At 65.9% G+C, this 11,942-nt stretch carries 12 protein-coding genes; 4 read left to right on the forward strand and 8 right to left on the reverse strand.

What is annotated here, in order from left to right; all coding sequences use genetic code 11:
* Positions 1-48 precede the first annotated feature (48 nt).
* A complete protein-coding gene (locus ABFA30_RS20160; RefSeq protein ID WP_225786941.1) occupies positions 49-222 on the forward strand; it encodes a PA1571 family protein in 174 nt (57 codons plus the stop codon).
* 88 nt (positions 223-310) lie between these two features.
* Here ABFA30_RS20160 and pdxB read toward each other — a convergent pair whose 3' ends face one another.
* The 3 genes from pdxB to rlmM all read right to left on the reverse strand — a co-directional run bounded on the left by pdxB (position 311) and on the right by rlmM (position 2,919).
* Positions 311-1,453 carry a 4-phosphoerythronate dehydrogenase PdxB gene (pdxB, locus tag ABFA30_RS20165; protein WP_410045836.1) on the reverse strand — a complete coding sequence of 381 codons (1,143 nt, stop codon included), beginning with the start codon at positions 1,451-1,453 and terminating at the stop codon, positions 311-313.
* Between the two features lie 59 nt (positions 1,454-1,512).
* Positions 1,513-1,755, reverse strand: coding sequence for a sulfurtransferase TusA (gene tusA / locus ABFA30_RS20170; protein WP_225786943.1), 243 nt, complete (start codon positions 1,753-1,755; stop codon positions 1,513-1,515).
* Positions 1,756-1,854: 99 nt separating this feature from the next.
* Positions 1,855-2,919: a 23S rRNA (cytidine(2498)-2'-O)-methyltransferase RlmM gene (rlmM, locus tag ABFA30_RS20175; protein ID WP_410045837.1), complete on the reverse strand. Its 1,065-nt coding sequence runs from the start codon at positions 2,917-2,919 to the stop codon at positions 1,855-1,857.
* 319 nt (positions 2,920-3,238) lie between these two features.
* Here rlmM and acnA point away from each other — a divergent pair, with 319 nt between their 5' ends.
* Both acnA and ABFA30_RS20185 read left to right on the forward strand, forming a co-directional pair.
* The gene (acnA, locus tag ABFA30_RS20180) at positions 3,239-5,980 is read left to right on the forward strand and encodes an aconitate hydratase AcnA (RefSeq protein WP_410045838.1); all 2,742 of its coding nucleotides are present in this window, start codon (positions 3,239-3,241) and stop codon (positions 5,978-5,980) included.
* A 303-nt stretch (positions 5,981-6,283) separates the two neighbouring features.
* Positions 6,284-7,849, forward strand: coding sequence for a methyl-accepting chemotaxis protein (locus tag ABFA30_RS20185; protein ID WP_253080501.1), 1,566 nt, complete (start codon positions 6,284-6,286; stop codon positions 7,847-7,849).
* A 98-nt stretch (positions 7,850-7,947) separates the two neighbouring features.
* Here the strand turns inward: ABFA30_RS20185 and ABFA30_RS20190 are convergent, their stop codons facing one another.
* From ABFA30_RS20190 to ABFA30_RS20210, 5 genes are all read right to left on the reverse strand, one after another.
* Positions 7,948-8,832, reverse strand: a complete 885-nt coding sequence (locus ABFA30_RS20190; protein ID WP_225786947.1) for a pseudouridine synthase — start codon at positions 8,830-8,832, stop codon at positions 7,948-7,950.
* A gap of 50 nt (positions 8,833-8,882) precedes the next feature.
* Positions 8,883-9,191 carry a transcriptional regulator gene (locus tag ABFA30_RS20195; protein ID WP_225786948.1) on the reverse strand — a complete coding sequence of 103 codons (309 nt, stop codon included), beginning with the start codon at positions 9,189-9,191 and terminating at the stop codon, positions 8,883-8,885.
* A gap of 71 nt (positions 9,192-9,262) precedes the next feature.
* Positions 9,263-9,694: a D-Ala-D-Ala carboxypeptidase family metallohydrolase gene (locus tag ABFA30_RS20200; protein WP_253080503.1), complete on the reverse strand. Its 432-nt coding sequence runs from the start codon at positions 9,692-9,694 to the stop codon at positions 9,263-9,265.
* Positions 9,695-9,803: 109 nt separating this feature from the next.
* Positions 9,804-10,043: a glutaredoxin family protein gene (locus tag ABFA30_RS20205; RefSeq protein WP_317235047.1), complete on the reverse strand. Its 240-nt coding sequence runs from the start codon at positions 10,041-10,043 to the stop codon at positions 9,804-9,806.
* Positions 10,044-10,117: 74 nt separating this feature from the next.
* A complete protein-coding gene (locus ABFA30_RS20210) occupies positions 10,118-11,326 on the reverse strand; it encodes an ammonium transporter (RefSeq protein ID WP_410045839.1) in 1,209 nt (402 codons plus the stop codon).
* Between the two features lie 300 nt (positions 11,327-11,626).
* On the opposite strand from ABFA30_RS20210, the gene ABFA30_RS20215 reads away from it, so the two are divergent.
* Positions 11,627-11,941 carry a YqjD family protein gene (locus ABFA30_RS20215; RefSeq protein WP_253080504.1) on the forward strand — a complete coding sequence of 105 codons (315 nt, stop codon included), beginning with the start codon at positions 11,627-11,629 and terminating at the stop codon, positions 11,939-11,941.
* The last annotated feature ends 1 nt before the right edge of the window (position 11,942 follow it).

The raw sequence follows: 11,942 nt of genomic DNA on the forward strand, positions 1-11,942 counted from the left end.
CACGGCAAGTGGTTTACCCTGAGCTTGAACCTGATGAGGAGACAGGAAATGAGCTTGCAGCATAGCAGCGATACGCCCAAGACCACGAACCAACCGCAATCCCAGGTCTGCGGCTCGATCATCGACGCCCAGGGCCGTGAAATCCCGATCACCGAGCAGATGATCCAGAAGGCCTGCAAGGACCTGGAAAAGAGCCGGGAAGAACCCGTGCGCAAGGCCTGAAGGCAACGAATCCCTTACAACCCGGCGCTTGCGCCGGGTTTTTGCTTTTCAGGGGCACCATCGTGGGGCTGCGTCGCAGCCCATCCCCCTAGACCAGCACGCCCCCCAAGGCACTGACCACCTGCGCCAACTGTGGCGCATCGCCGTTCAGGTGCACCTTCAGCCCCTCGATCTCGCGCCGATGCGGGTAATGCTTGCGCAGCAGGTCGAAGGCCGCGCGCTGCTCGGCCGGAACATCACTGAGGCTGCGGCGAAAATCGGCGTCGTCGCGCCGAGGGTCGTACACCGCCCGGCACAGGGTCGCCAAGGCCCAGGCCGGATCCGCGGCGGCATCCAGGTCGAGCCGCGCCAGAGCCGGCGCCGGCAGCAGGTCGGCCAACTGCACCTGCTCCGGCTCACCCCGCCAGCGGCAGAACGCCTGGTAGATCTGCGCCGTGCCACGCTGCTTGCCATCCAGGCTGTAACCGGCGATATGCGGGGTAGCCAGGGTACACAGGTCGGCCAGGACCAGGTCCACCTGGGGTTCGCCCTCCCAGACATCCAGCACCGCATGCACGTCTTCGCGCTCCAGCAGCAACTCGCGCAGGGCCTGGTTGTCCACCACCGGACCGCGGCTGGCATTGATCAACCAGGCCCCCGCACGCAGGCGCGCCAATTGCCCCGCGCCCAGCAGGTGCCAGGTGGGGTGTGCGCCCTCGCGCTGCAACGGCGTATGCAGGCTGATCGCATCGCACTGTTCGAGGATCGTCTCGAGGCTGACGAAATCGCCACCCTCACGGGCCTGGCGCAACGGGTCGCAGACCAGCACCTTCCAGCCCAGGCCGTGCAGCACCCGCACCAGGCGCTCCCCGACCTGCCCCGCACCAACCACGCCGTAGACCCGCTTGGCCAGGTCCACGCCATCCAGCTCCGCCAGGGTCAGCAGGCTGCCCAGCACGTAGTCCACCACCCCCCGGGCGTTGCAGCCCGGGGCGCTGCTCCAGTGGATACCGGCTTCGGCGAAGTAGTCCAGGTCCAGGTGGTCGGTGCCGATGGTGCAAGTGCCGACGAAACGCACCTGGCTGCCCGCGAGCAGTTGCCGGTCGACTTGGGTTACCGAGCGCACCAGCAATACATCGGCGTCCTTGACGCAGGCCGCGTCGATGCTGCGTCCGGGGTAACGGCGAATCTCGCCGAAACCGGCAAAGAAGGCATCGAGCAGCGGGATATTCTCGTCGGCAACTATCAGCATGGCGCTCTCCTGTCAGGGGCACGCAGTGTAGGCGCTATGCCAGGCACGATCCAGCGGGCTCAATCGGCCTTCTTGCGGATCCAGTACAGGTAGGTGCCGGCCTGTTCCTCTTGCTCGAGCAGCTCATGGCCGAGGAAGTTGCAGAACTTGGGGATGTCGCGGCGGGTCGAGGGGTCGGTGGCGATGACCTTGAGCAGGCCGCCGGCCGCCAGGTCACGGACGTGCTGGTGCAGCATCATCACCGGCTCCGGGCAGTTCAGGCCGGTGGCGTCGAGGATGGCGTCAGGGGTGAATTCGGTCATGGGGTGCTCCACAAATGATGGGGGCATTGTCGCGCATCGGGCCGCGCGCTCCAAGCGCCCGGGCACATTCGCCCGGGCAGCGGCCGCCAGCCAGCCGCCTCAGCGTGGCTTGAGGTCCAGCCGGCGCAGGTGGCAGGTGACCTCCTCGCGGTCGTGGTACAGCTGCTTGCAGGCGATCGACACCTTGACCTTGCGTGCCTTGAAGCCGGCCTCGATACGTTCGAGCAGGCGGCGTACCTCGGCATAGCGCTGCTTCATCGGCAACTTGAGGTTGACCACCGCCTCGCGGCACAACCCCTCGCCCAGCCAGGTCTCGATCAGCGCTGCGGTGCGCGCAGGCTTCTCGACGATGTCGCAGACCATCCAGTCCACCGTCTGCTTCGGCTGCCAGGTGAAACCGTCGGCCATCAGGTGCTGGACCAGGCCAGTGTCCATCAGGCTCTCGGCCATCGGGCCGTTGTCGATGGCCGTTACCAGCATGCCGCGCCGAACCAACTGGTAGGTCCAGCCACCGGGCGAGGCCCCCAGGTCGACACCGGTCATGTCGTCGTTCAGGCGCTGCTCCCATTGCTCGCGCGGGATGAACTGGTGCCAGGCCTCCTCCAGCTTGAGGGTCGAGCGGCTGGGCGCCTCGCGGGGGAACTTCAGGCGCGGGATGCCCATGGGCCAGAGCGCCGAATTGTTCGCCTCGACCAGGCCGACGAACACCCGCCGGCCACTGATGAAGGTCAGCAGCAGGCGCGGTCGCCCGGCGCCCTCGACCAGGCGGCCAGCCTTTTCCAGGGCCTTGCGCAGCGGCACCTCGAACTTGCGGCAAAAGGTCGAGAGCGCCTTGCCCTCGTTGCTGTCAAGCACCTCCAGCCACAGGCTGCCGTACACCGGATGCTCGGCCAGGTGCTCGAGCAGCACGCCGATGCGCTCGCTCTCGGGCAACTCGACGAACTCGCCCCGGGCCCACTGGCGCGGAAAGATCAGCTGCTCGAAGCGCAGTTCACGCATCAGGCGCGCGGCGCCGTCCGGCTCGGTGCAGACGAACTCGGCACAGGCGCTCTGCGGCTTGCCCCGGGCATAGCCCGCGACACCCAGGCGGGCGGCGTGTTCGCTGATCTCGGCGCAGACCTCGCCCTCGAAGCCGGGCCGGCAATGCATGAACAGGATATTCATCTCTCACTCCACGTCGCTGGCGTGCACCGCCAGCCTTGATCCGGCGCAAGGCAGGCGCCGGCAGGGCGGCGATGATAAAGGAAGATCGGAACCGGCGACATGCCCCACCGGTCCAGAACAAGGTCAGGTCCGGCAATTCGGTCTACCCTGACCATTCAGCCAGGTCCGTGCCGTGCGGACCACCACAGAGCGGTGACACCGGTATCCCGTGGTCTGTGTGGCGGGTTCGCGCATTCGATTTCAGCGCCAGGACTTGAGTACGCGAATCAACCGCACGCACCACCGAAGGTACCGGGCACCGGCGCAGAAGGAGTTGGCAATGCCCTCGCTCGATAGCCTGAAGACCCTCAAGACCCTTACGGCGGCCGGCCGTACCTACCATTATTTCAGCCTCGCCGAAGCCACCCGCCAACTCGGCGACCTCGAGCGCCTGCCCATGTCGCTCAAGGTGCTGCTGGAGAACCTGCTGCGCTGGGAGGACGGCAAGACCGTCACCGGCGACGACCTGCGCGCCCTGGCCCAGTGGCTCGGCGAGCGTCGCTCTGATCGCGAGATCCAGTACCGCCCGGCGCGGGTGCTGATGCAGGACTTCACCGGGGTGCCCGCAGTGGTCGACCTGGCCGCCATGCGCGCCGCCATGGCCAAGGCCGGCGGCGACCCGCAGCGGATCAACCCATTGTCGCCGGTGGACCTGGTGATCGACCACTCGGTGATGGTCGATCGCTACGCGAGCCCCCAGGCCTTCGCCCAGAACGTCGACATCGAGATGCAGCGCAATGGCGAGCGCTACGCCTTCCTGCGCTGGGGCCAGAGCGCCTTCGACAACTTCCGCGTGGTGCCGCCAGGCACCGGCATCTGCCACCAGGTCAACCTGGAATACCTGGGCCGCACGGTGTGGACCGGTGAGGAAGACGGCCGCACCTATGCCTTCCCCGACACCTTGGTCGGCACCGACTCGCACACCACCATGATCAATGGCCTCGGCGTGCTCGGCTGGGGCGTGGGCGGCATCGAGGCGGAGGCGGCCATGCTCGGCCAGCCGGTATCGATGCTGATCCCCGAGGTGATCGGCTTCAAGCTGACCGGCAAGCTGCGCGAAGGCATCACCGCCACCGACCTGGTGCTGACGGTCACGCAGATGCTGCGCAAGAAAGGCGTGGTGGGCAAGTTCGTCGAGTTCTACGGCGATGGCCTGGCCGACCTGCCCCTGGCCGACCGCGCCACCATTGCCAACATGGCACCGGAATACGGTGCCACCTGCGGTTTCTTCCCGGTCGACCAGGTGACCCTCGACTACCTGCGCTTGTCGGGCCGGGCCGAGGAGACGGTGCAACTGGTCGAGGCCTACTGCAAGGCGCAGGGCCTCTGGCGCCTGCCAGGCCAGGAGCCGCTGTTCAGCGACACCCTGGCGCTGGACATGCACGACGTCGAGGCCAGCCTGGCCGGGCCCAAGCGCCCGCAGGACCGGGTCGCCCTGTCCCAGGTGCGCCAGGCCTTCGACGGCTTCATCGAACTGCAACCCAGGCCCTTGGCCAAGGAAGTCAGCCGGCTGGAAAGCGAAGGTGGCGGCGGCGTGGCGGTAGGCAATGCCGACCAGGCCGGCGAGGTCGACTACACCCATGACGGCCAGACCCACACCCTGCGCGACGGCGCCGTGGTGATCGCCGCCATCACCTCCTGTACCAATACCTCCAACCCCAGCGTGATGATGGCGGCCGGCCTGGTGGCGAAGAAAGCCCTGGAAAAGGGCCTCAAACGCAAGCCTTGGGTGAAGAGCTCGCTGGCGCCAGGCTCCAAGGTGGTCACCGACTACTTCAAGGCCGCCGGCCTCACGCCCTACCTCGACCAGCTCGGTTTCGACCTGGTCGGCTATGGCTGCACCACCTGCATCGGCAACTCCGGCCCGCTGGACGAAGCCATCGAGAAAGCCATCGGCAGCGCCGACCTGACCGTCGCCTCGGTGCTGTCGGGCAACCGCAACTTCGAAGGCCGCGTGCACCCGTTGGTCAAGACCAACTGGCTGGCCTCGCCGCCCTTGGTGGTGGCCTATGCCCTGGCCGGCAGCGTGCGCCTGGACCTGACCTGCGATCCCTTGGGGACCGGTACCGATGGCCAGCCGGTCTACCTGCGCGACATCTGGCCCAGCCAGCAGGAAATCGCCGATGCCGTGGCCAAGGTCGATACCGCCATGTTCCACAAGGAATACGCCGAGGTCTTCGCTGGCGATGCCCAATGGCAGGCCATCGAAGTGCCGCAGGCGGCCACCTATGTGTGGCAGGACGATTCCACCTACATCCAGCACCCGCCGTTCTTCGACGACATCGCCGGCCCCTTGCCGCAGATCGACGATATCCAGGGGGCCCGCATCCTCGCCCTGCTCGGCGATTCGGTGACCACCGACCACATCTCCCCGGCTGGCAACATCAAGGCCGACAGCCCTGCCGGCCGCTACCTGCGCAGCCAGGGCGTGGAGCCACGCGACTTCAACTCCTACGGCTCGCGCCGCGGCAACCACCAAGTGATGATGCGCGGCACCTTCGCCAACATCCGCATCCGCAACGAGATGCTCGGTGGCGAGGAAGGCGGCAACACCCTGCACGTGCCCAGTGGCGAGAAGCTGTCGATCTACGACGCGGCCATGCGCTACCAGGACGAAGGCACACCGCTGGTGGTGATCGCCGGCCAGGAGTACGGCACCGGCTCCAGCCGTGACTGGGCGGCCAAAGGTACCAACCTGCTGGGGGTCAAGGCAGTGCTGGCCGAGAGCTTCGAGCGTATCCACCGCTCCAACCTGGTGGGCATGGGCGTGCTGGCGCTGCAGTTCAAGGCCGGGGAAAGCCGCAAGACCCTGGGCCTGACCGGCAAGGAGCGCATCGATGTGCTGGGGCTGTCCGGCGCGCAGCTACGCCCAGGCATGAGCCTGCCGCTGCGCATCACCCGCGAGGATGGCCAGCAGCAACAGATCGAGGTGCTATGCCGGATCGATACCCTCAATGAAGTGGAGTACTTCAAGGCCGGAGGGATCCTGCACTATGTGCTGCGCCAGCTGATTGCGGCCTGAAGCACGGAGGCACTTGCAGGAGCGGCCTTGCCGGGGCGCCTGACCGCTCCTGCAAGGCCAACGGCAACCTTCCCCTCCCCCATTCGCCGCTGGCCCTTCTCCGAACAATCAGTCATGATCGGACCAAACCGTCATAAATCGTTAAAAAAACGCAAACCTGACGGCAACTTACGTGAAATCGCCAGATCCTTTAACCCAGGCGCGCCCTGTGCTCATTGAGCCAGGTCAAGCGAATTTAAGTATCCATTCAATAAAATCACCGGCTTGCCGATACCTGTCGAAAGCCTTGCGGATTGACTGCCCATGCGTAACAACCAGCCGATTACCCAGAGAGAACGGACCTTCCCTGCCCAACAACGGTTGATCTCCACCACCAATGCCAAGGGTGTGATCACCTATTGCAATGATGCCTTCATCGACATCAGCGGTTTCTCCCGCGAGGAACTGACGGGCGCGCCCCATAACCTGGTCCGCCATCCCGACGTGCCCCCGGCGGTTTTCGCCCACATGTGGCAGACCCTCAAGCAGGGCTTGCCGTGGATGGGCATCGTCAAGAACCGCTGCAAGTCGGGCGATCACTACTGGGTCAACGCCTATGTCACGCCGATCTTCGACAACAACCAGGTGATCGGCTACGAGTCGGTGCGAATCAAGCCCACCGCCGAGCAGATCCGCCGCGCCGAGGCACTGTACCAGCGCATCAACCAAGGCAAGCCGGCAGTACCACGGCGTGACAAGTGGCTGCCGGTGCTGCAGGACTGGCTGCCGTTCATCCTGGTCAGCCAGGTCGGTTTCCTGATCGGCAACTGGCTCGGCCACTCCTGGGGCTTCGCGTTGGCCGCGGGCCTGTCGGTACCGCTCGGCCTGCTCGGCCTGACCTGGCAGCAACGCGGCCTCAAGCGCCTGCTGCGCCTGGCCGAACAGACCACCTCCGACCCGCTGATCGCGCAGATGTACACCGACAGCCGTGGCGTGCAGGCCCGTCTGGAAATGGCCATGCTCAGCCAAGACGCGCGCCTGAAGACCTGCCTGACTCGCCTGCAGGACAGCGCCGAGCACCTCAGCGACCAGGCGCGCCAGTCCGATGCCCTGGCCCACCAGAGTTCCACGGGCCTGGAACGCCAGCGAGTGGAAACCGAGCAGGTCGCTGCCGCGGTCAACCAGATGGCAGCCACCACCCAGGAAGTGGCCAATCACGTCCAGCGCACCGCCGATGCCACCCAGGAAGCCAACCGCCTGACCAGCCAGGGCCGGCACATCGCTGGGGAGACCCGCGAGGCCATCGAGCGCCTGTCGGCAGCCGTCGGCGAAACCGGCCAGACCGTCACTCAGCTGGCCAAAGACAGCGACGAGATCGGTGGCGTGGTGGATGTGATCAAGGGGATCGCCGACCAGACCAACCTGCTGGCCCTCAACGCCGCCATCGAGGCGGCGCGCGCCGGTGAGATGGGCCGAGGCTTCGCCGTGGTCGCCGACGAGGTACGCCAACTGGCCCAGCGCACCGCCGAGTCCACCGGGCAGATCCACAACCTGATCGCCAAGCTGCAGCAGACCGCCAACAACGCCGTACAGACCATGGAAAACGGCCACCGCCAGGCCCAGGAAGGCGTGGAGCGGGTCATGGAAGCCGACCAGGCGCTGGCGGGCATCAGCGAAGCGGTGGCCAACATCACCGACATGGCCACCCAGATCGCCGCGGCGACCGAGGAGCAGACCGCGGTGGCCGACGAGATCAGCCGCAACATCAGCACCATCGCCGACCTGGCCGACCAGACCGCCGAACAGGCCCAGCGCTCGGCACTGCTCAGCGAAGAGCTGACCAGCACGGCGGGCAGCCAGTATTCCCTGGTGGAGCGCTTCAACCGCTGAGGCGCTGGCCTTTATCGCCGGTCGTTGTCACCTGGGGCTGCAAAGCAGCCCCAATGTCACTCAGTCAAAGGGTGCTTTGCAGCCCTTGGCTCCCCTCCTCACCACTCCAGCGACAGGCGACTCTCGAAGCAGCGCACCTCCCCTGTCAGTGGATCCTCGAACCGCAACCCTTGCGCCAGCAGCTTCAGTGGCCGCTGGTAGTCATCCTGCACCTCGCACAGCGCCGGGTAGAACGGGTCGTTGCAGATCGCCGCGCCCAGCGCCGCCATATGTACCCGCAACTGGTGCGTCTTGCCAGTCACCGGCGAGAGGCCGTAGCGCCACAGCTCGCCATTCTTCTCCAGGACCTCGGCCAGGGTTTCGCTGTTGGGCTGCCCCGCCACTTCCTGCATTCGAAAAAAGGGCTCGCCATGCACCAGGCGGCTACGGTGCACCAGGGGAAACTCACGCTCGGGCAGCGCCGCGGCGATCGCCTGGTAGCGCTTGTCGATGCGCCGTTCGGGAAACAGCCGCTGGTAGGCACTGCGGCTGTGTGGGTTGGCGGAAAACAGCACGAGCCCGGCGGTATGCCGGTCGATACGGTGCAGCGGCACCAGGTGCGGGTTGCCCAAGCGACGGATCAGGCGACGCAGCAAGGTCTGCTCGACATACTCACCGGTCGGGGTGACCGGCAGGAAATGCGGTTTGTCGGCCACCACCAGATGCTCGTCCACATGCAGGATCGTTTCCTGCACCGGGATCGGCTTCTCGTTGGGCACCTCGCGAAAGTAGTGCAGGCGCATGCCCTGGCGATAGGGCATGTCCACCGGAATCGCCTGCCCTGCGGCATCCAGCACGCGCCCACGAGCAAAACGGTCGAGCCACTGCTCGCGGCTGATGCCCTTGAAACGATCGCACAGGCAGTCGAGTACCGTCGCCCAGCGACCTGGTGGCAGGCAGACCGTACTGGCTTGCTGGTGGGCGGGGTCGAAAGGCGCGGTCATGGCAGGGCTCGCAAACTCAAGGGCGGGCATTATCCTCCATGCCCGCCAGGTCAACCAGCCCGGGCCGCCGTCTCGCTGTGTGCCTTCAGCCAGCGCAAGACCTGCACCGCATCCCAGCGCCCCGGATCGTAGAGGGCATAGACCAAACCCTGGTACCCCACCACATCCAGCTGACGATGGTAACCGGCACGCTGGAACAGCGCCTCGATCTCGGCGAAGCAGGTGTTGAAATGGACCTTGCCGAACGGCGTCCGGTCATCCGTCACCAGACCTTCGAGGCGCAGCTCCAGTACGGCGTCGCAGACCCGCTCGGGGGACATGCGGTTGACGCTGTACTTCAGTTGCTCGACGTTGAGCATTGATTCACCCTGATACTGTATTTATATACAGCATACGGACGTGACCGGTATGCCGTCAATTGGCCTGGGCTTCAGCGGATCCCGGCGAGGTAGCCCGTGCCCCGGCGAATGGTCAACACCTGGCGACGCGGCGCGCCACGCGATACGGCCAGGTGCACCCAGCCGTCGAACTCGAGGATCAGCTGGTCGAACATCACGTCGCTGTCACGGATACGCAGGGCCAACTCGCGGGGCGCGAGGTCGAACACGGTGAAGTCAGCGGCCAGGCCACTGAGGTGGGCGCTACTGGATGCCCCGCCCACGCGCCGGTTGACGGCCGGGCTGCGGTAGCCACTGCTGACGATGATGGGGGCGCCGCACAGCGCGCGCACCTGTTCGAGTGTCCGGCACAGCAGGCCCAGGTTGGCCAGGGCCTGCGCGGGGGGCGCATTGTCCAGCCCTTCGCGCGCGGCGATTTGCGAAACGGTCATTTCCTCGAGGGTGAAATGGGGGGTGATGAGCATCGCAGAGCTACTCCAGGACGATTGAAGGGGCCGACCTGTCTCGGTCGGCCTCGCATCTTCGCCCTGCGCGCCGGATCATGCAGGAGGGCACCGCTTCCCCTCTCGGCAATCATCCCTTCAGGAACGCCACCACCTGCTCCGCATCGAACGGCCAGCCCAGCTCGGCACCGGTGTCGCAACGGCGCAGCACGGGAATGCGCAGGCCATAGCGCTCGAACAACGCCTCGCTGTCGGCGATATCGACCAACTCCACCAGCAGGCCGTGCTCGACGAAAGGCATCAGCAAGGCTTCGGCCACTTCGCACAAATGGCACCCCAGGGTGCCGAACAGTTGGCATTCAGGCAGCATGGACAGGTCCCGCATCAGCAAGGAATGGGATGATCATTCTAGGTCCATGCCGGGCCACGTGCACCTGGCCTGCGTCAATCCTGGCTGGTGGCGCCGATGCGGTGCAGCGACAGGTCGGCGCCCTGGAACTCCTGCTCGTGGCTCAGGCGTAGCCCCGGCACGGCCTTGATAAGGCCATACACGGCAAAGCCGCCCAGCAATGCCACCAGCACTCCCGCCAGGCTGCCGGCCAACTGACTGGCCAGGCTGACACCGCCCAGCCCGCCGAGCGCAGCCTGGCCGAAGAGGCCACAGGCGATGCCGCCCCAGACGCCGCACAGGCCATGCAAAGGCCAGACGCCCAGCACATCGTCGATCTTCCAGCGGTTCTGCGCCGCGGTGAAACTCCAGACGAACAGCACCCCCGCCACCAGGCCGGTGGCCAGGGCGCCGAGCGGATGCATCAGGTCAGATCCGGCACAGATGGCCACCAGCCCGGCCAACGGGCCGTTGTGCAGGAAGCCAGGGTCGTTGCGCCCGGCTGCCAAGGCAGCCAGGGTCCCGCCGACCATGGCCATCAGCGAATTGATCGCCACCAGGCCACTGACGCCCTGCAAGGTCTGGGCGCTCATGACGTTGAAGCCGAACCAGCCGATGATCAGGATCCACGACCCCAAGGCCAGGAACGGAATGCTCGACGGTGCGAACGCCACCAGCCGGCCCTCACGGTAGCGGCCACGGCGCGCGCCCAGCAACAGCACCGCCGCCAGCGCCAGCCAGCCGCCCATGGCATGCACCACCACCGAGCCGGCGAAGTCGTGGAACGGCGCCCCGAAGCGCGCCTGCAGCCAGCCCTGCACGCCGAAGTTGCCGTTCCACACCACGCCTTCGAAGAACGGGTAGACCAGCGCCACGATCAAGGCCGTGGCGCACAGTTGCGGCACGAACCGGGCACGCTCGGCGATGCCACCGGAAATGATCGCCGGAATCGCCGCGGCGAAGGTCAGCAGGAAGAAGCACTTGACCAGGGCATAGCCATGGTCGGCGGCCAGTTCGCCGGCCGGCTGGAAGAAGTTCACCCCATAGGCCACCCAGTAGCCGAGCAGGAAGTACACCAGGGCCGAGACCGCGAAGTCGCTGAGGATCTTCGACAAGGCATTGACCTGGTTCTTGTGCCGTACGGTACCGACTTCGAGGAAGGCGAAACCCGCGTGCATGGCCAGGACCAGGATGGCGCCCATGAGAATGAACAAGGTATTGGAGCCATGGACCAGGGAGTCCATCGCGCTGTGCATGTTTTCCATGAAAGAGGCAGACCTGCTGAAAAAGGCACCAGGACGGTTCAAGAATCCACCGCCTTGCACCGATTCGGTGCCATGGCCCCGCCCCGTTTCGGTGAGCCGGGCAAGGCCTGCGTGGTTTTTCTTGGGTTTGTCGTGGATTGGGTTAAGGTTTATCGGTATCCGTCGGGCCAGCGCACGCATTCGGCGCAACACCCCACGGCCACGCCCCGGGAGATAGCAAGGGTCGTACCAGCGATGGCACTGAACCTTCCTTCTTCCCCATCACTCGAAATAGCCACACACATCCACAGGGAGAGACCCATGGCCAGCAAATCGGCAAAGACTGCTCAAGAGATATTGATGGCTGACTTCCAGGCCCTGGTGCGCGACACTGAGAAACTGCTCGCCGACACCGCCAACCTGGCCGGCGACCAGGCCGACGAACTGCGCGAGCAGATCCACGACCGCCTGGTCCAGGCCCGCGAGACCCTGCAACTGACCCAGGACTCGGTACGCCAGCGCGGCCAGGCGGCCCTCGGCAGTGCCGAGCAGTACGTGCAGGACAATCCGTGGCAGGCCATCGGCATCGCCGCCGGCGTCGGCCTGCTGATCGGCCTGCTGGCCAATCGGCGCTGAG

It is taken from the genome of Pseudomonas sp. HLMP (assembly GCF_046365545.1).
Classification (GTDB): Bacteria; Pseudomonadota; Gammaproteobacteria; order Pseudomonadales; family Pseudomonadaceae; genus Aquipseudomonas; species Aquipseudomonas guariconensis_B.